Origin of the sequence: Legionella sp. 16cNR16C (genome assembly GCF_021297775.1) — a bacterium.
In the GTDB taxonomy this organism is placed as follows: Bacteria; Pseudomonadota; Gammaproteobacteria; order Legionellales; family Legionellaceae; genus Legionella_C; species Legionella_C quinlivanii_A.
The window spans coordinates 1,208,502-1,228,846 of sequence record NZ_JAJTMX010000002.1 but is presented as its reverse complement, the minus strand read 5'-3'; the positions used below and the strand labels follow the sequence as shown (position 1 = coordinate 1,228,846).

Genomic DNA, 20,345 nt, shown 5'->3' with positions numbered 1-20,345 from the left:
TTTAAACAAAAAGTAAAATAAATATAGAAAAAGTCTGGTAATGAACAAGTTTTATACAATACTAATAAAACAATCTCGGCAACCTTGCTGATTAAAAGCTTCTGAGCGACAATAGGCAACCTGATAATAGGGGAAGTAACACATGCATTCATCAAGTGATTTGGCCAATGCTGTAAGAATTTTGAGTATTGATGCGGTAGAACAGGCGCAGTCTGGACATCCTGGAATGCCCCTGGGAATGGCTGATATTGCCACTGTGCTCTGGCAGAAATTTCTGAAACATAATCCCAAGAATCCTCATTGGTATGACCGCGACCGTTTTGTCTTGTCCAATGGACATGGCTCGATGCTCTTGTACTCCTTACTGCATTTAAGCGGCTACAATCTGCCGATTGAAGAGCTTAAAAATTTTCGCCAGTTACATTCCAAAACCCCCGGCCATCCGGAATTTGGTGAAACCCCTGGTGTGGAAACAACGACCGGCCCTTTAGGCCAGGGTTTAGCGAATGCGGTAGGAATGGCCATTGCTGAAAAATTAATGGCCCGCCAGTTTAATCGCCCCAATATGGAGCTGGTTAATCATTTTACCTATGCATTTGTTGGCGACGGCTGTCTGATGGAGGGGATATCCCACGAGGCTTCTTCTCTTGCCGGTACTCTCGAATTAGGCAAACTGATTGTTTTTTACGATGACAATGGCATCTCCATTGATGGCAAGGTCGACAACTGGTTTCGCGATGACACGGCGATGCGTTTCAAGGCCTATCACTGGCAAGTCATCGGCCCAATTGACGGCCATAATCCTATTGAGATTGAAACAGCCATTAAACAAGCCCAGGCAGAAACGACAAAACCCAGCCTTATTATCTGCAAAACCACCATCGGCTTTGCGTCTCACGTGGCTGGCAGTGAAAAGTCGCATGGGGCTCCTCTTGGTGCGGCTGGAATTGAGCAGGTTCGTAAAACACTGAACTGGGCTCACCCGGCATTTGAAATTCCAAATCAGATTTATGCAGAATGGAATCATGTTGAGCAGGGTCAGCATGATGAAAAACAATGGCTCCTGGCCTGCAACAACTATCAGAAACAATATAAAGATGACTATCAGGAGTTTTTAAGGCGTATTAATGGCGACTTACCTGATAACTGGCCAGCTGATGCAGAGCATTTTATTCAGCAGTGCATTGCCGAAAACAAAACAATGGCTTCTCGTAAAAGTTCCCAGTATTGCATCGAGCATTTTGCCAAAGAATTACCTGAAATGCTGGGCGGCTCAGCCGATTTAACCGGCTCAAATAATACTGACTGGTCAGGCAGCAAGGCCATTTCTGCAGAGGACTTTTCAGGAAACTACTTATATTATGGTGTGCGTGAATTTGCAATGGCTGCGGTAATGAACGGCATCGCTTTACATGGCGGCTTTATTCCCTATGGCGGCACCTTCCTGGTGTTTACGGATTATGCTCGAAATGCAATCCGTTTAAGTGCATTGATGAATCAGCGTGTTATTTTTGTGTTAACCCATGACTCAATTGGTCTTGGCGAAGACGGTCCTACCCACCAACCTGTAGAGCATGCCGCCATGCTGCGTCTAACGCCTGGCATGCAGGTTTGGCGCCCTGCTGATCTGGTGGAAACGGCGGTCGCCTGGGCAGAAGCCTTACAACATCAGTCCGGCCCCTCCGCTCTTCTGTTATCGCGCCAGAATTTGCCGGCACTTTCTCACGCGACCGATGCGTCAGCCTTAATCAGCAAAGGCGCTTATATTCTAAGCGATTGTGAAGAACCGGAAATTATTCTCCTGGCTACCGGCTCGGAAGTTCAGCTCGCCTTGGACGCTGCAAAACAGGCAGGCGCAAACGGGAAGCGAATTCGCGTGGTCTCCATGCCATGCTGCGAACGTTTCTTGCAGCAGGATGAAGCGTATCAGGAACAGGTCTTGCCCAGACATCTACGCAAGCGTATTGCGATTGAGGCTGCGGCCAGTGGTTACTGGTATCGGTTTGTCGGACTTGACGGCGACGTGATAGGTCTTGAGCGTTTTGGAGTTTCCGCGCCAGCGGCAAAAGCCTATGAGTACCTGGGGCTAACCGTAGAAAATATTATTAAAGTAATCAATAGATTGTAATAATGGCTCTTTGATTGAGTCAGTATATTTCGGAGAAGTTTTATGACTATACGAGTCGCAATTAATGGCTATGGCCGCATTGGACGCTGCATTCTGCGCGCTTTTTTTGAAAACGGCCGTCAGGATGAGTTGCAAATAGTAGCAATCAATGACCTCTCAGGCATTGAAACCACTGCTCATCTGACCCGATATGATTCCACCCATGGCCGTTTTGCCAGTACTGTTGCTATTGATGGGGATAAACTGGTCGTTGATGGCCAGCCGATCAAAGTGCTCGCGCAACGAGATCCTGCTCTTTTACCCTGGAGCGATCTGGATGTCGATGTGGTGCTGGAATGTACCGGTGCATTCACATCCCGGGAAAAGGCTATGCAGCATATCGCATCTGGCGCCAAGAAAGTGCTGATTTCAGCGCCAGGTAAAGATGCAGATGCCACCATTGTCTATGGAGTAAATCACCACAGCCTGCGTGCCACTGATATCATTGTTTCCAATGCCTCCTGCACTACGAACTGCCTTGCACCGGTCGTCAATCCCCTGCATCAGCGTATTGGCATTACCCAGGGTCTGGTTAACACTGTACATGCCTATACCAAAGATCAAATGTTACTGGATGGCAGCCATTCTGATTTAAGACGCGCCCGCTCGGCAACTCAATCCATAATTCCCACTAAAACAGGTGCGGCCTCTGCGGTAGGTCTGGTATTACCTGAACTGGCTGGCAAACTGGACGGCTTTGCAATGCGAGTTCCGACTTTGAATGTTTCTGTAGTCGATCTGACGTTTATTGCTGCCCGGGAAACATCGGTCAGTGAAGTTAACGACATTATGCGTCAGGCAAAAAATGATATTCTCCACATCAACGAAGAGCCTCTGGTCTCCTGCGACTTCAATCACCATCCAGCGTCTGCAATATTTGACGTGACACAGACCAAAGTCATGGGTAATCTGGTTAAGGTAGTCGCCTGGTATGATAATGAGTGGGGTTTTTCTAACCGCATGCTTGATACTGCCAAGTGCATGATGAATCGTTAAGAGATCAAAAAAACATGAATGTTTTAAAAATGAGCGACCTGAATCTCAGGAATAAACGGGTTCTTATTCGCGAGGATTTGAACGTCCCGATTAAGGATGGCATGATTACCAGCGACCAACGTCTGCAGGCCTCTCTGCCTACTATTAAGCAGGCTTTGGACGCAGGCGCTGCCGTTATTGTGCTTTCCCATCTGGGCCGCCCGGAAGAAGGGCGTTTCGAGAAGCGATTTTCTCTTGAGCCGGTGGCCGATTATTTTGCCGGATATCTTGATTATCCAGTCCGTTTTGTCAGCGACTATCTCGAAGGAATTGATACCAGACCCGGCGAATTAGTGATTTGCGAAAATGTTCGATTCAATGTGGGCGAAAAAAAGAATGACCGGTTTTTATCGCAGAAACTGGCTTCATTATGCGACATTTTCATTATGGATGCCTTTGGCACAGCACATCGCGCTCAGGCATCAACAGTCGGTGTAGCCGCATTTGCCCCTCTTGCCGCTGCTGGTCCTTTATTAGTGAGTGAGTTAGAGGCTTTGCAGCAGGTTTTGAAAGCACCGAAACACCCGATCGTGGCCATTGTAGGCGGAGCGAAAGTATCTACCAAGCTTAGTCTGCTCAAACAAATGGTGACGATGGTAGATTACCTGATTCCAGGCGGCGGAATAGCCAATACTTTTTTAAAAGCTCAGGGTCATGAAATTGGGGTATCCCTCTGTGAAGATGAGCTTTTGGACGAGGCGCGGGAAATTCTGCAGCTGGCCAAAGACAAGGGGTGCAAAATGCCCTTGCCTACTGATGTGGTGGTTGGAAAAAGCTTTACTGAAAACTGCCCTGCGTTTAATAAATCACTTCATCACATTGCCAGTGATGATATGGTTATGGATATTGGCCCGGACACCGTTCGTACCTATGTGGATATTATTGATAAGGCTCAGACCATTATATGGAATGGACCAGTAGGCGTCTTTGAGTTTCCTCAATTTTCCTATGGAACGCGGGCACTGGCTATTGCTGTGGCAGATAGCGACGCTTTTTCAGTTGCAGGCGGCGGCGATACGCTGGCAGCTATCGATCTTTACGATTTAAATCAGCAGATTTCCTACATTTCCACAGGTGGCGGAGCATTCCTTGAATGTCTGGAAGGAAAAACCTTGCCGGCAGTTGCTATTCTGGAAGAACGTGCCAACGACCTACAGAAAACGCCTTGATTTGCGGAAATTTTTGCCATTAATTTTCATCATAAAGTATGAGTCTTGAGGCCCTTCAACCGCCTCAAGGCTCGGCGTCAGTCAGGCTTCCCACTTCTGTTCAAATTGTGCCATTACAGCGTAAGCAGGAATCTACTTCATGAGCACTCTGCCAAATCACTGATGGATTTCCGCCTGCGCGGAAATGACAGGATTATATACAAAATAGATCGGTGGCTGAATTTCGAGTGCACCCGATTGAACTGGAAATAAATTCCATCTTTTGCCGCTGACGGCAAAAAAATTGGTATACTCTGCGCATTTCAATATGAGAATGATGTCATCATGAACGCATTAGAAACAGCGGTGAAGCAAGCTCTGGCTTTGTCTGGAAGCAGTCAGGAAGCCAATAAGGCCTATCTTGAATTTATTAAAGCCAATTTTATCATTCCAATTGATAAAAAATCAGCAGCGGATAATCCGGAAGTGCTTTATATGGTTGAAAACGGAAATTATTTTCTGCCGGTATTTTCAGATATGAGTTATTTCCACCCCTGGGCCCAGGATATTAAAGATGAAATTCAAATTCTTCGCCTGTCAGGTGTTGATCTGCTTAAGGGAGTGGGCGAGCAAGTTACGGTATGTCTGAACATTGGCAGTTCAATTTATAAGGAATTTAATCCATCGGAACTGGAGAGAATGCGAAGCATGGTCCTAAAACTGTTTAAATAACATCACAGCCTCTTGTTTTTGTCGACAAGAGGCGGTTTATTTCTTTGTAATCATTAAGCCACCAAATCCAAAACCTGATAGCCAACTACAGCAGTCGCTGCCAGGGCCCCGGTAATTTTTAAGAACGTTGACAGAAACGCTGACTGAAAAGGATGATGATACCATTGATCATTGGCAGCAGCCTGCGGTGCTTCCAGTTCCTCTTCTTCAATCTGCTCAGACAGTGAAAATAAAGGCTCTTCTCCGTAAAATCCTGCCCACCAGCCTTCGCTCCATTGGTCATGCTCTTCAGTTCCGGCAGCATAGGGGTTTTCCTCTTCAGAAAGCTCCGCAGCGGCACATTCGTAACCAAAAACATAACACTCTTCAAGACTTGGATGGTCAATATTAAAACGTAATCGTAAATAAGGCGTAAGCGTTGTTTTATCTTTCATTTCAATACCCCTTTGCATACTAAAATGTATTCATTAATCCTTAAGCATTTATCGCACCAGTTTGTGAAGCAATTAATCTTAAGTTATGGTTCCATTGTACGCCTGGGAAATTGGGTGTGCCTGAGGGAAGACACAATTTACAAAATCTTGACAATTATTTTTTTAACCATTTGCCGTATTGATACATAGTCTTTGGCGTAAGGGCCCCGCTCTCTCTCGCAGTGGGGAGACTTGTTGGCAATCGTTTCAAGGGGCCAAGCGTCGGCAAACCCAGTTTCCTTCCTGCTGTCTGAAATGCAGACGATCATGTAATCGGTTATCTCTCCCCTGCCAGAACTCAAACTCATCAGGAAGCACCAGATAACCACCCCAATTGCGAGGACGGATAACAGGCTCCTGACTATGCTTTGCCAGCAAATCATTGAACGCTTTTTCAAGCTGCATGCGTTCAGTGATTTCCGCGCTTTGTGGTGAAACCACGGCGCTTATCCGGCTGGCAAGAGGACGGCTGTTAAAATACTCATCAGACTGTTCGGGGGAATTTCTTTTAACTCGTCCGCGAATACGGACCTGGCGCACTAGCTGCGGCCAGAAAAAATTCAAGGCTGCATAAGGGGTACGATTTAATTGCATCGCTTTCGCGCTGTCATAGTTGGTATAAAATAAAAAAGAATCCTGTTCCAGCCCTTTTAACAGGACCACTCTTGAGTCAGGTAATCCGCTTTCATCCGTAGTGGACAACACCATCGCAGTCGGATCACTGATTTCTATCTGTAAAACTTCTTCAAACCAGCGCTGGAAAAGCTCGAAAGGATCTGTCTCCACACGCTCATCTAAGGTCAAATTGCCGTATTCACGGCGAATTTCGGCCAACTTGTCAGGATTCATTTTCGTATTCACTCTAAAACCGTTTAGGAATTATAAACTAGTTTCTTTGAAATTCTATCGAGCTTTTATATTGACCTATATAAATAAAAAAGCATTTTAAGGTTTACTTAATGTTCAACATATATTATGTAGGATATAAATACTGCATAGAGATGAAGCCGTGCTCGATAAGCTAAAAGCCATTTTAGATATATTCTCTAATCCTGTCTTGGAATTTACTGACAAACAGCTAAAAACCCTCGAGTCTTTTAAAGAGAAGCAAGTGGCGGCGTTTCTTCGTGCCCAGCGAGAGCTCATCTGCAAGACGCTGGCTGAAGGCTATGACTTCCCTGCCGGTGATAATCCTAAAGTTTCCATTCGATTTAATGAGAGTTTAAACAGCCATTACTTATCGAACATGTACACAGTGGGCGTTCCTTTCCCTAAATCCTATTTACCGATTTTGCTTGAGCAGGATGCCGATATCAATCAAATGCTAATTGAACCTGGAAAAATTTATTTCTCCGTCCAGGATGGCAAGATTGAGTATACTGTAATTGCCCCCCCGGCACAGAAAGTGAGCGCAAGACTAGATCCACTGAACCTGGGAATCACTCTGAGTGACCCTCTGACTATAGAAAATCTGCAGGCGAACTTACCGCTGATTATGCATGCCACCCACAAGGCAGGGCATACTGTTCTGAATTACAGCAGTGAACCGCGGGAAGTGGTACAGATAAAAGATTTGATTAATGCCCTATACCACGGAGAACAGGCTTTCCTTGATTTGGAAAGTTTGAATATCAGAGGGGTATATCACCTTGACATCGTAGACGTAAATAAAAAACCGGTCACTGGCAAAATTTATTTGCGAAACCCTTTAGATAGCTTCTCTATTGCAGCATTTCCTCAGGAAGGCGATCTCAGCGCCAATACGCTTTATTTAAAAGAGGAAGGCGAAGAAAACAAAACCCTTCGTTATTCCTTTATTCATCCGATAACTAAACAACTGTTTGAGGGCAGTTTCAGCGCTGATGAATTGAAAACCATGCTGGGTGAAGAAGAAACGCCCCAATTTCTGAGTACATTGCGAGCAGGAGACTTTTCCAAGCTTGAGCTATTCAAGAAGAAACTGGGCAGCAATTTACTCAAAGCCGGTGAATTACCTCTGATTTACTATGTAATCAACACCCGTAATCAACGATTAATTGTCGATAAAATTCCTCTTGAAGAATTAAGTAAAATTTTTAGCGATGAAGAGATTAATCGCCTTTGTTTTGCTCTTGAAGAACATGAAATTGAAAACCTGCAACTGCTAAAAGATGGCATCGTTTCAATAGCCAAAGAAAGACAACAGATAGTTGAAGCACAGGAGCAACGCCAGTTAGACATTCAAAAACTGCTGAATAGTACAATTGATCATGCCTATACGGCCTGCTATCTGGCAACTCACCTTGACTCTGATTTGGTAGAAATGTTTTCCCGCGAATTCGCAGTGGGAGAACAACTGCTTTCGGGTATCCAAAACTATGCCGACTCACCGGAAAGAGGGGTAAAGCTGCTTGAACAGGCCAGCCAGTTTGCCCGAAATCATGCCTATACTGCCGGTTATGTTGCCGGAGTAGCAGTTGATCAGCTGCAACCCAAAGGCGGAAAAACCGACTACAACTTTTTGACCCATTTATCTGCCAAGTTACCTGAATATCTGCAGGAATTTACCAAACAGATTAAATCGCATTCTCAGGAACTGATGCAAGCGCTTATCGAGAAAGGCGTTCCTCTGGATCCCAAGGCCATTGAAACCTTACAAGAGATGCAAAGCCTTGATAAAAAAGCGATCGAATCGTTACAGGCCAGTGCCCTGGCTATGCTTAATTCAATTACTCTGCTGCAGGATAATCGACTCTTTTTACCCTTGCAGGTGATTCATTATATTAAAATCCTGCGTAATGTCGTGACCTTGACATCCAGTATTCTTGCGCAATCGATGAATATGAATGAGGCCACTCAGCGAGCAGTCTGTGCCCAGTTATCCAAGCTCAAATATGATCTTCTCCCGCAGCTTTTTGCGCTTGCCGATAAAATAGAAGATCAGTTCCTGTTACAACCAGGCTCTTTATCTGATCCCATAAACACGCAAATCAAGGCACTTTACAGCGCTATTATTGAACACACTGGCAAGCTCGTTAAATTTTCAGAACAGGCGCCGGAACTATCTACTGTAGAAGACAGCAAGCTTCTCGAATTACGAATTCAGGGAACGAGAGCACGAATAGATCATAGCCGACAAAAACTGTATGCCGCTCAGGATGCGAAGGAAGCGTTTCTGAAATTTTACGGGATCATTCAGTCTCCTCAATATCGAGGCATGCGCATAATGGATCTGCCTCTGCCCGTGAGAGAGCTTCTGACCAGCTATTTTATGCGTTTCAGGCATTCTGTCGAGCAATACGATGTCAATTTGGCTAACGCGATTGTCTATGGGCTGAATGGGGGCGACACAAGCACATTTCAGACAATTAAAGAATATTACGATGGCTGGTGGAAAAAATATGAAGGCGTCGACTGGATTGCGAATCTGCTCAACCATGCAGGCAACATTGGCAGTTTAATTGAGCGAGAATTAAATACACAGAATTTCCACCTCCATTCCAATATCGCTCTGATCGAGTCCATTTATACTAAAGCTGATTTGAGACTCTACCCCTTTGACCCGAGCCGCCAGGTATTGACTTTCGATGAGCAAAAAGCGCTGGATATCAGCAAGGAAGCAGCCCCTGCGTATGGGATAAACACGGACGATAAATGGGGCACGGTCATATCAAAGCCTGAGAATCTGAATGCAAAACAGTGTCTTTCGCTGATGACATACTACGCGGGAATAGAAGACAGATTGCTGAGTGCAAATGCCGCCTATAAAAACTTTATGCTTTCACTGGCCCGCTATAGCACCCTGCCAGGCAATACTGAGGAAGAGAAGTCCGCTTTAGTAGAAGCCAAAACTGAACTGAGGAACTGGTACAACATTTTTCAGCCTTATTTCTGCGTCGCTTTCTCTGATCCAAGAATTCAATTTATAGACAAAGAAAATATCGACTGGCTGAATTCCGATGAACTGACAATTCCCGACTCCGGTTTTGAGTTTTTGCAGCAACATGAATCGGATATGCATATCTGCTTTGCTGACGCAGCAGCCGTCTGCAGAAAACGGGCGCAGGCATATGCCGGACTGACTCATGCTAAACGAAATAAAGAAGTAGTCGATGAAGCGCAATATTCTCTTGTTAAAACGATCCAGGCAAACAGTTTAACTGAGGCACTCAAACTGTATTTTGATAACCAGCGCCATGGTTACACCCATAATTTGACTATGCCTGAGCCAGTAAAGGCCATTCTTGAGCGACTGAAGCTTAAAACCTTGTCCGCACTTCCATTAGGCCCTCTGGTTAAGGGGCGATTTGAACAGCAGATTACCCATTTATTTAATCTGGATGAGCAGCTGAAATCTTACCCGCTCAGCGCAGAGCAAAAAGCGGCATGCAATCAGTTATTGGCCAAAATCTGTAATCAGTACATACAGCTACTCGAAGCAAGTCTTGCCCCCGACTATCATAAAAACTATTTATCTGTTAAAGAAAAATTGCAGCAGCTGCAAGAAGAACTCATTCCTCAGTTATTAAGCTTAACCGATGAACTGGAGATTCATGCAAAAGCAGAACTGCAAACCTTCACAAAACCACTGCTTGATAATCTGAATGCCTTCCATAATGAAATCATGCCGGTTGTTAGCGGTCGATATCCTGCTCTGGACAATAACCCTCCATTGCATGTGGTTTCGGCTTCAGCAGTGAAAGCCCGTATTGCGCCTGTTTACCAGCGAATCGAGGCCTGTCATTATAACTCTAACATGATTGGCCAGGCACAGGATGCACTTGAAGAGTTTTATCTAATCCTTGAGGATGAAGAATTTAAAGACAAACGAATTATCGATTTGTCTGCCGAAACCAAAGAGTTATTGAAAAAACAATTTGCTTATTTCCGCCCATATCTCCTGGCGATAAATCCCAGCCTGGAAGCCAGCATTGTCAATGGACTTAACTCACAAGGCCGCTCTGTTTTTTATGGCGTGATGAAGCACTGGGATTATCATGTGTATGGTAATCAGACCAATGATTGGGTTGTTCATGTATTAGCCAATAAAGAAAACCTTGCCAAGGCATTGCAAGACGCGTCCAACAGGCAGACAGAGCATTACAATGCAGGTTTGAACCTCATTGACAGCATTGAGAAACAAACAATAACTTTATTAAATCCTGCGGCAAAAGTTAACAATGATCTTATCCTCTTTAATGAATTGGAAGTATTGGGAATTCCAGAAGAAAAATACCAGGCTTACAAACCTAAAAAAGAGGCCTACTGCCGACAAATTACGACCCCTCGCAGGCTTAAGGCAACCCAGGCTCAGCAACTATATGCCTATTATTTAAGCGAACACACCCGTGTAGAACGGGCGGCTACGGCCTTTGAAAATTTTATCCAGCTTCTGGAAGCCTCTCCAGCTGCTTCTCTGCTTGAGCTGTCTGAAGCAGATAAACAGCTCGCCAGACAATACTATAACCAATTCCAGCCCTATTTTATGGTGTTCATGGCAGAGGCCTTGCCAAGACAATTGTTTGAACGTCTGGACCAGGATATTGTAGATAATTTAAATGCCGGCTTATTCAACTATAAGCCTGCTCCAAACAGTATTAGTAAAGACTTTTTCAAAGACTCAAGCGCCGCATTTCAGCAGACTTTACGAAAAACCGAGACCCTTTGCCTGCAGCAGCAACTGACTTACCGTAATCTCGGCTTTGATAAACTGGCAGACGCTTTAGCGGCAAACCTTGACTTAGGCGCAGGTCTTTCTGCTCCCGAGTTAACGCTTAAACCACTTGATCAACCGCTATCCAATGCTTTGGCCGCTATTCCAGCTGAGCCTTTAAATTATGGTCATGCCGGAAACCAGGCTATCTATTACGAAGTGACTGATAAAGGTCTTGCTTATTCGGTTGTTACCGCTGCGGGCGAATCGATTAGCGATATTCTCAGCGAAAATGATTTACCTGATTTAAGCAGCCCGGTTTCTGAGCATATTCCTTTCCTGGATTTTGAAAACATCAAAACCCTGGCAGTAAGCCCATCCACACTCAGCCAATTGGAACAGGCTTTTTCAATTCTTCAAAAAGCTAAACAGGAATGGGACAGCTACGCGGCTCCCAGAGAACTAAAAGATGCGGCATCTAAACTGGCTTATAAGTTAACTCGCCAGTCTTTTTATACTCTTCGAGAGTTATTGCAAAATGGGGCTTCAAACCCTCAGTTTATTCGTCATAAGCTGTTGGTAATGAAAGAGGAGATTATTCCTCAGTTGCTGGGTATTGCCGATCAGATTGAGCTTAAAGCCCAATTGGTTCATGGCAAATTAGGCAATCGACTGGAGGAAAGTTTAGAATCCCTGTACCTTGGGCTTGTTAAAGAAACTGAGAAGTTCTTCCCAGTGGTTGCTGACAGCCCTGAATTACTCGAGGGGTCCGCAGCTGCCTTTGATAAGCGAAGTCAAGGCCCGAGAGAACGTCAGCAAATAGCTCAGCAAAACTTAAACAAAATAGAGCGTGCACAAGCCGCATTTGAAGCCTTTTATCAGATTATTGAAGACGAGGAGTTGCAGGGTAAACGTTTAATTGACCTGCCCCCCTCGACCAAACTGTTATTAAAAAAGCATTTCGTATACTTCCGAAGCTATGTGCTCGAAGCCGCTCCCGAACTGGAAGATGCGATCGTTAATGGACTTAATGGTGAAGGCCGCGCCGCCTTGTATGGTTTCAAAGCCCTTTATGACCGTTATGTTCACAATTATCAGAATATGGATTGGATTGCCAATGTACGGAGTAACAAAGAGCTCATTGGTAAAGGTATCGCCAGAGACAATGCCTCACAGCAGCATATGATGGATCAAAACCGGGCCCTGGAGGAAGAGCTCGTCGCTAAAGCTGAAATTTTCCTGCATCCTGTCAGTATTGAACAGGATTTGGTTCTGTTTAATGAAGCAAAGGCGATTCATTTATCCCCTCAGGCAAGCCGCGAGGCAGATGTCCAGGCGATGGATTATGGTAGACAGATTTGCAAAATGGATAATTTATCCTTTGAGCAAGCAGAGTCCTTGCACGCTTATTACACACTCAGAAAAGACGACCTGCAGAAAGCCGAACTGTATTTTGAACAGTTCACCAATATCCTGCAAGGAGCAAAAACGGAGTTTGTCTGCGACATGTCCGCAGAAGAAAAACTTAATGCTCGCCGCTATTATTATCAATTCCGCCCTTACTTTTTAGCCGCCACGGCAGCAAAACGCAGTGTGGAAAATATGAAAGAACTGGATGCGGCAATTATTCAGAATCTGAATCCTGAGTCAGAGCAGGAGTTACGTATAATAAAAGTAAGGACAAACGACTTTTCAAACAACGCAGCCTGGTTCAAAGAAGTGCTCGCAAGTATGGATAAAATCTGCGATCGCAAACTGATGCAATATCAGCAATTGGGCGATGGAAAACTTAAGGAACGCCTGGACGCCAAAATCAGTTATCCGGCGGGCGCTCCGATTGCTGAATTAAAGCTGAGAACAGACATTCAGACTGAAGTTCGCTCCGATTTTGCAGAAGCTTTAGCCAGTCCTTTCCTCCATGACGAGTTAAGAACCCTTTCTTCAAAAATCATGGCGGTTATCGCCAGCCGTGGTCATGCGCCGGCTAAAGTGCTGCCTAATCTGGTTTATGGCAACCGGTCAAGCTACGTGTTTAAACATGATTACTATGCGCAAAAAATTGGTGATTTCCGCGAATCTCTAATGAAGTTGACGCAATTTTTAAATATTTCTGTGAAAACAGAATTGCATCTTGGTACTCAGGAACGCAATAAGCTGCCCTTCCCGGAGTTGGAAGATCCGCACAAAGTACTGGCGCAAAGCCATCAGGTTCTTCATATCAAACAATTGTTTAATGCCTTATATCATGTAGAACAAATTATTAAGCAATTGCAGAAACTGGATAACAGCAGCACAAAGTTATTATATGTTTTCTATCTTTTACAGGCTTATGGGCATGTCTCCGAGCTTTTAGAGTTGTGCAAAGCCTTGGCAGCAGATCCTCATCTTTCCATGCTGGCCAATGAATTACTCGCCAAAGCCCAGGATATGAAACGCGTGGTGATGGAGCAAAGCGAACCTTATCTGTCAGATGCCAGTAACGTCGACCCAGAGGAAGTCCCCGGAGAAGTACGTTATAACGCGATTTGGTACACACTGCAGGCCTTTTTCATGGTACCTGCGCAAATTAAGTCGGCACTGGAAGGTCAACCGAATCTTTCTGAGGCCCAGCTTTTAAGCATACAAACCAACACTAAGAAAGTTGTTATCCATATTGAGCGAATTATTGCCAACTCCGACTCTTACTTCAGGCTATTGCTGGAAACACCGGTTATGTACCGGCTCTTCCAGGAACTGCGCGTCAGGCTTGCCGAATTTACTCAGACCACCAATAACTTTACTATTGATCATCTTGAAGAAATCAATACGGTCATCTTCGCCAAAATTCTTCTGGAAACCGATAAATGGGAAGACAAACTCAACCTGGCTCCAGGCACGCTGACAGGCCCGATGAAAGTAATTCTCGATGAGCTCTACAAGGGAATGCTTGAGCCTTTAGATCTGGTTTCAGAAAAACACATGCGTCTGGTACACAATTTTTCGCCCATTGTCCAACGAAAAGACGCGGCGTACCTAAGACTGGACGAAGCGGAAAACCAGATAGAGCCAATCAAAAGCAAAATGAAGCCGCTCACGACGCTAATGGGCGCTATGGATCATTATCTGAATCTGGTCAATCAATTGAACTTTATTCAATCTCAGAATAAAGACGCTAAGGATGAGACTGAAGAAAATCCGGCACTGGATAAAATTAACAAAGGAATTGAGAAAGCAAAAACCAGTGTCTTGCAGTCGTATGCAGAGGCTTATCCCTTGTTGGAAGAACATCATAAGCAGTTGCCTTTACCTAAAGAAATCAGTGCTGAAAACAAACTGATTGATCAGTTAATTCATAACTCTGAACTTAAAACCGCAGTAAAACTCGCGAATATCAGGGACAGAGTGCGCAGCACCTACAGTTATTACCTTGGCAATCTCTCCACAGCAGAATTAGCAATCAAGTCTGCAGAAGAAAAGATAGCCTATCTTGAGCAGCTGCAAACCTCCCAAGTTCAGGAAAATAGCAATTTCAGACGACAATATACGGAAAATACCTTTGATAAGCGGGTGGAACTGATCATTAACAGGCAAGTGGGCCTGCATATGGTTGATCAGGAATATAAGGCAAAGCTGAAAGAGCATTTGATGTCGTTCAAAAATGATTTTGTTGAACGGGCTTTGAATGAACAGGATATCAAAAGGAAAATCCGTAAAGAGTTAATGAATAAAGCTCGTCAGTTTCAAAACGAACATTTTGCTGAATACCAGCAACTGGACCAGGTAAAAGCGGCAATTAATGCATTTAAACTCTATTTTGCCCATGCCAGTAGTGCTTTGCAAAATCAGAAATCTTTATATGAAAGTCAGAAAACACTGACTGCCAAGCAGATTGAAATTAAAAAGCTGGAAACTATTGCCGATGACACTTCAATACCCATCTCCGAACGCCTGGAGAATTTAAAATCAGAGGTGGAAAGTCCTGTTTTTAAAACCATCATTACAGCCAGACAACATTTGGATATGTTTAGCCTGGCTTGGGTGAAACGATGCTTTTTCGATCTGCTTGAAGCGCTACACCTTTATAAACCGGCGCATCTTAGAAAGTATGATCAACTGCATTCTGCAGCCCATACCCCATTTTCCAAAATGGACAACCCCAATGGTTATGGTCAGAATCCTCATGGCTTATTCAACAAAAAGCAGCAGCAGGCCCCTGTAGTTGATGATCCAGTAAATGCACCGCCACTCATCAACCCGCTAACATAACACGCTGCCGTTAGCTTTTTCAAAATGCATTCCAGAGACAAGTGCTTTGGGATGCACACCTCCGGATTAAGAATACAGTAAAGAAAGTAGCTCATTGAGAAAATAATGTTATGATAGTCAGTCTAAAACGGAATCAAAACCCAGTCATGTCCTTATTGATTAAAGCTATCTTTCTCTTTGGAGCCCTTATGACCAGCACTTCCACTCAGGCATTAACCATTGTTCACATTGAAGAAGACGCTTATAAGCCAGTGCTTGGCACTCGCGCCAAGGCGGTTAGTTTTCCCTTATCTGATGAGGATATTAATCTGATTGCTGCGATGAAATCGAAGCTTTACAGCCTTGGAGGGGTTGGTTTGGCGGCACCGCAGGTCAATCATGCGCGACAGATTATTGCTCTGTATATTCCTGAAAGTGCTGCTCTATTGCGTGACAATGTCGTCACTTATCCCATGCATATTATGATTAATCCTGATTATCAGGCAGTGGGTGATGAGAAGACCGCTGATTTCGAAGCCTGTTATTCAGTGAACAGCAAGGCAGGCAAGGTTCCTCGTTTTAATAAAATTCGGGTCACTTATTATGATGAACAGGGCAGGCCACATGAGCAAATGGCTGAAGGCTTTTATGCCAGAGTGCTTCAGCATGAAATTGATCATTTAAATGGCATTTTAATTATTGATCGTCTGACGCCTGATTGCGTGCAGGGAACTTACGCCGAGATGTTGCAGCTAAGACGGGCATCCTTGTCGCCTGAAAAGCAGAAACTCTTTGATGAGTTGCTGGAGCAGAAAAAGCAGCCAAACAATTCTCAGGAAACAGATCCGGATTGAGCAATCCGAATCTGTATTCATTCAATCAATCCAAAGAAAAGGGCATCAGCTCTTTTTCCAATTCCTCATCGCTGTTATCTTTCTCTTCGGTGCCATAATTTAACTGGTTCGCCGGGTTTGTAAGTGCGTCTGTCAAACTGATAAACTGATACCCATTATCACGATACATCTTAATGATATCGGGCAAGGCATAACTGTTAAGCAGATTGGCATGAATCAACAGAATCTGTTTAACCGGTTTACCCTCTGCCTGCTTTTCTGCTCTCAGGGTTTGTTTCCAGATATAGGCAAGATAGCGCGGTTTTAGTTTATTCACATAACTTTCCCGCATACGATAAGGCACTCTGTAAAGCTGCTCATTAAACTGAAAATCTTTGCTATCGATGGTGACCGGGGCAATGGTGTAGTGATGTTCCTGAAGATAGGCTAATACTTTTGGCTTTGAGTTCTTATTTCCCATTGCCAGATAAGGATAGCGGAAATATTTGGGTTCGGTCATAATCGGCTCAAGCTTTTTATCCGCCTTATCAAGATCGGCAATATACTTGTCCGCGTTCATACTATTTAAGTTGTAATGCGAATAGGTGTGATTTCCCAACATAAATCCGGCATTGCGAAACTCTTCCAGAAACTCCCATTGCCCCTTGGCGATAGCACCTGCGATAATAAACCCGGTTGCAGGTACCTTATTATCCACTAAAGCCTGAACAATTCGATGGAATCGCTCGGTTGAGCGCTGCTGATTGCCCGGGGTATTCATACTGGAACCGACCAGAGGCAAATCATCAATGGTGATTGCCACCTCTTTGGTTTCTGCAATACAGCTTGAAGAAATTAATAAACAACACAGAAAATTAAATAGTCTCATGATAATCCATTATCAACCGAGGAAGTTTTCAGTGTAGCAGATTTTCGAGTTGTTTCTATAGAAGAGGATTTTTTAAATTTTCTGATCAACAAGGGATGACAAATGCTCTTTCCTGCCACCCTGAATTATCACCGTCTTCATCCTGGATTTCTCCCCATGACGAATTGAAATCGCCGCGAGCGGGATGTTCAGGGATTTGCCCAAAAATTTTATCAAGGCTTTATTGGCCTTGCCCTCAACAGGGGGGGCGGCGAGTTTAATTTTCAGACTTTGGCCATGCAAACCGCAGACTTCACTTTTTTTAGCGCCGGGTTGAATATAAAGAAAAAGAGTCAGCTTTCCCTCTCCCAATTGATACCAGGACTCATTCATTACACCACTCGGATCCCCTGCTTTGCAGCCACAATGACCTTGTCAGCCAACTGTCTTGCGAAAAGCCCATTTTCAACTACCCCGGGTAATAATTTGATGGCTTGTTCCAGTGCCGTCGCATCTTCAATCTCAAAGTTATAGACATCGAGAATAATATTTCCGTTATCAGTCACAAAACCATCGCGATACTCAGGGTCACCGCCTAACTTGACTAATTCTCGTGCTACCATGCTTCGGGCCATTGGAATCACTTCTACCGCCACAGGAAACACCCCCAGACGATTTACCAGTTTAGACTCATCCACAATACAGATAAATTGTCTGGATGCTGCCGCCAGGATTTTTTCCCGGGTTAAGGCTCCCCCTCCACCTTTGATCATCTGGTGGGTGGTCGTGACCTCATCAGCGCCATCAATATAGATAGCCACCTCTCCGGCCACATTGAGATCGACAACGGGAATTCCCAATGCCCGAAGACGCTGCTGTGTGCCCAGAGAGCTGGCCACACAGGCATCAATACGATGTTTAATGACAGCAAGCTGCTCAATAAAAAAATTAACCGTTGAGCCAGTTCCCACACCGACAATCATATCATCGTCGATGAAATCCAGAGCAGCTTTCGCAGCCTGTTGCTTTAATGATTCCATAAAAATCCTACCGCCATAAATTATTCTTTACCAGATTTAAAATTTCTGTACCCTGCCCATTAATAATGGCCTTCATCATATAGAGGCTAAAGCCTTTAACCTGGGCAATATTGATTGCAGGCGGCATAACCAGTTCATTGCGATTTACCCGCACATCCACCAGCGCCGGCCCCTGATGTTTGAATGCAGCCCCTAAGGCATCACGCAAATCAGCAGGATCTTCGACTCGCAGGCTATGAATTCCAGCTCCTTCAACCATTTGCGCGAAATTGGGATTATCCAGTTGAGTGCCATACTCAAGCATTCCACCGACATGCATCTCCATTTCTACAAAGCCCAGAGTACCATTATTAAAAATCACCATTTTAACCGGTAATTGCTGCTGAACAAGAGTCAGAATGTCGCCCATCAGCATACTGAACCCGCCATCGCCACAGAGAGCAACGACTTGACGCCCGGGAAAACAGGCTTGTGCGCCAATAGCCTGTGCCAGGGCGTTTGCCATTGAGCCATGATTGAAAGACCCCAGCAGACGCCGCTTGCCATTCATCATCAGATAACGGGCAGCCCAAACCGTTGGAGTTCCCACATCACAGGTGAAGATCGCATCATCGCTGCTTTCTTCATTGATTAGTTTTGCCAGATACTGGGGATGAATCAGTTTCTTACCGGGCTTAGCGCTCGCCAGATCATCCAGCTCTCTGCGAGCATGACGATAATGCTCCACCGCTTTTTCAAGATGGCTGCTATCTGTCTTAGACTTGATTAATGGCAGCAATGCTTCCAGTGTAGCATTCACATCACCCACCACGCCTAAATCAATGTCGGCTCGTTTTCCTAACTGGCTGCCTTCAATATCAATCTGAATAATTCTGGCATTTTCAGGATAGAACTGCCGGTATGGGAAGCTGGTTCCTAATAATAACAAAACATCGCAGGACTCCATTGCATAGTAGCCTGAGGAAAATCCTATTAAACCGGTCATGCCGACGTCATAGGGGTTATCATATTCAATGAAGGTTTTGCCGCGCAGCGTATGGACCACCGGGGATTTTAACTTGTCGCACAGAGCCATCAATGGCTGATGCGCGCCTGCTGCGCCAATCCCGCAAAAAATGGTGACTCGCTGGGCATCATTTAATTCTTTAGCCAATTGCTTAAGCAGCGCATTATCCGGTAAAACCACGGGTTTTGGTGCTGGAATCCAGGCAGGTGAGTGCCGGGTACGAATTTCCTGCATAGCGAAATCCCCGGAAATGACGATCACCGCAACCCCACGCTTTGCAATTGCTGTTTGCATGGCAATTTTCAAAACGCGCGGCATCTGCTCCAGAGACGAGATGATCTCGCAATACACACTGCATTCCTTAAACAGGATCGCGGGATGCGTTTCCTGAAAATAATCCCCCCCAATTTCAGGTGAGGGAATATGCGCCGCGATTGCCAATACCGGCGCGTTACTGCGCTGACAGTCATACAGTCCATTGATGAGGTGAACGTTACCAGGTCCGCAGCTTCCAGCGCAAACGCTTAACTCGCCGGTGAGCTGAGCCTCGGCACCTGCTGCGAAAGCAGCGACCTCTTCATGCCTTGTATGAACCCAGGAAATGGTTTTCCTTTTTTGCAAAGCATTGGTCAAACCATTCAGGGAATCGCCTACAATCCCATAAATACGCTTAACGCCGGCTTCTTCCAGGGTATCGATAAATACATCAGCAACAGTCGTCATGCCATTTTCCTTGTTAACAGATTATTGACCAACCATCGGACTGGTATTCGGTACAGCTCCGCTTGGCACAGGTTTGGGAGTGGTTGCCGCATTACTGATATCAGCAGGGCTATCGCTTACTGAAGTGACGCTTTGTGCAGCATTCCCTGATTGTCCAGAGGATGACGAAGAGCTGGAGGAGGAGCTGCTATAGGAACTGGTGTTGGATGAGTTCGACTGGTGAGAGCTGGTATTTTTCTTTTCTGTGCTGGCAGAAGAAGAGCGTTTACCATGATAGTAAGGCTCATTGTGATCAGATCCTCCAAATAAGGAGTCCATTTGCTCACAGCCAGTTAATACCAAAGGGGCGACCAATATAACCCAAGCGATTTTTCTTTTCATGGTTATTCTTCCTTGCGGTTAGTTAATTCCATACAAGTTGAAATTCTAGCTCTTGTATTTTAACTTGTAAAATCAATATGCTT

General features: G+C 44.8%; 13 protein-coding genes. 6 read left to right on the top strand and 7 right to left on the bottom strand.

The window, feature by feature from the left end; translation table 11 throughout:
* The first annotated feature begins 142 nt into the window (after positions 1–142).
* The 4 genes from tkt to LXA66_RS09260 all read left to right on the top strand — a co-directional run bounded on the left by tkt (position 143) and on the right by LXA66_RS09260 (position 5,082).
* On the top strand, positions 143–2,128 hold the full coding sequence (tkt, locus tag LXA66_RS09275; RefSeq protein ID WP_233012922.1) for a transketolase: 1,986 nt from the start codon (positions 143–145) through the stop codon (positions 2,126–2,128).
* Positions 2,129–2,170: 42 nt separating this feature from the next.
* Entirely contained in the window at positions 2,171–3,163 is a 993-nt protein-coding gene (gene gap, locus LXA66_RS09270; protein ID WP_233012921.1) for a type I glyceraldehyde-3-phosphate dehydrogenase, read from the top strand.
* Between the two features lie 14 nt (positions 3,164–3,177).
* A complete protein-coding gene (locus LXA66_RS09265; protein WP_233012920.1) occupies positions 3,178–4,371 on the top strand; it encodes a phosphoglycerate kinase in 1,194 nt (397 codons plus the stop codon).
* 324 nt (positions 4,372–4,695) lie between these two features.
* Positions 4,696–5,082 carry an SseB family protein gene (locus tag LXA66_RS09260; protein WP_112219416.1) on the top strand — a complete coding sequence of 129 codons (387 nt, stop codon included), beginning with the start codon at positions 4,696–4,698 and terminating at the stop codon, positions 5,080–5,082.
* A gap of 53 nt (positions 5,083–5,135) precedes the next feature.
* Here LXA66_RS09260 and LXA66_RS09255 read toward each other — a convergent pair whose 3' ends face one another.
* Positions 5,136–5,516 (bottom strand): transmission trait enhancer LetE, encoded by a 381-nt coding sequence (locus LXA66_RS09255; protein ID WP_112219542.1) that lies wholly within the window; start codon positions 5,514–5,516, stop codon positions 5,136–5,138.
* Between the two features lie 246 nt (positions 5,517–5,762).
* Positions 5,763–6,404 (bottom strand): pyridoxamine 5'-phosphate oxidase, encoded by a 642-nt coding sequence (pdxH, locus tag LXA66_RS09250; protein WP_233012919.1) that lies wholly within the window; start codon positions 6,402–6,404, stop codon positions 5,763–5,765.
* Between the two features lie 160 nt (positions 6,405–6,564).
* On the opposite strand from pdxH, the gene LXA66_RS09245 reads away from it, so the two are divergent.
* Positions 6,565–15,432: a hypothetical protein gene (locus tag LXA66_RS09245; RefSeq protein WP_233012918.1), complete on the top strand. Its 8,868-nt coding sequence runs from the start codon at positions 6,565–6,567 to the stop codon at positions 15,430–15,432.
* Between the two features lie 188 nt (positions 15,433–15,620).
* On the top strand, positions 15,621–16,265 hold the full coding sequence (locus tag LXA66_RS09240; protein ID WP_233012917.1) for a peptide deformylase: 645 nt from the start codon (positions 15,621–15,623) through the stop codon (positions 16,263–16,265).
* Positions 16,266–16,290: 25 nt separating this feature from the next.
* Here the strand turns inward: LXA66_RS09240 and LXA66_RS09235 are convergent, their stop codons facing one another.
* From LXA66_RS09235 to LXA66_RS09215, 5 genes are all read right to left on the bottom strand, one after another.
* Positions 16,291–17,133, bottom strand: a complete 843-nt coding sequence (locus tag LXA66_RS09235; RefSeq protein ID WP_233012916.1) for a polysaccharide deacetylase family protein — start codon at positions 17,131–17,133, stop codon at positions 16,291–16,293.
* A gap of 72 nt (positions 17,134–17,205) precedes the next feature.
* Entirely contained in the window at positions 17,206–17,505 is a 300-nt protein-coding gene (locus LXA66_RS09230; RefSeq protein WP_233012915.1) for a DUF167 domain-containing protein, read from the bottom strand.
* Positions 17,505–18,152 carry a ribose-5-phosphate isomerase RpiA gene (rpiA, locus tag LXA66_RS09225; protein WP_233012914.1) on the bottom strand — a complete coding sequence of 216 codons (648 nt, stop codon included), beginning with the start codon at positions 18,150–18,152 and terminating at the stop codon, positions 17,505–17,507. Before rpiA ends, LXA66_RS09230 begins: the two co-directional genes overlap by 1 nt.
* 7 nt (positions 18,153–18,159) lie before the next feature.
* Positions 18,160–19,881 (bottom strand): ubiquinone-dependent pyruvate dehydrogenase, encoded by a 1,722-nt coding sequence (gene poxB, locus LXA66_RS09220; RefSeq protein ID WP_233012913.1) that lies wholly within the window; start codon positions 19,879–19,881, stop codon positions 18,160–18,162.
* Between the two features lie 21 nt (positions 19,882–19,902).
* Positions 19,903–20,262: a hypothetical protein gene (locus LXA66_RS09215; RefSeq protein WP_233012912.1), complete on the bottom strand. Its 360-nt coding sequence runs from the start codon at positions 20,260–20,262 to the stop codon at positions 19,903–19,905.
* Positions 20,263–20,345 lie beyond the last annotated feature (83 nt).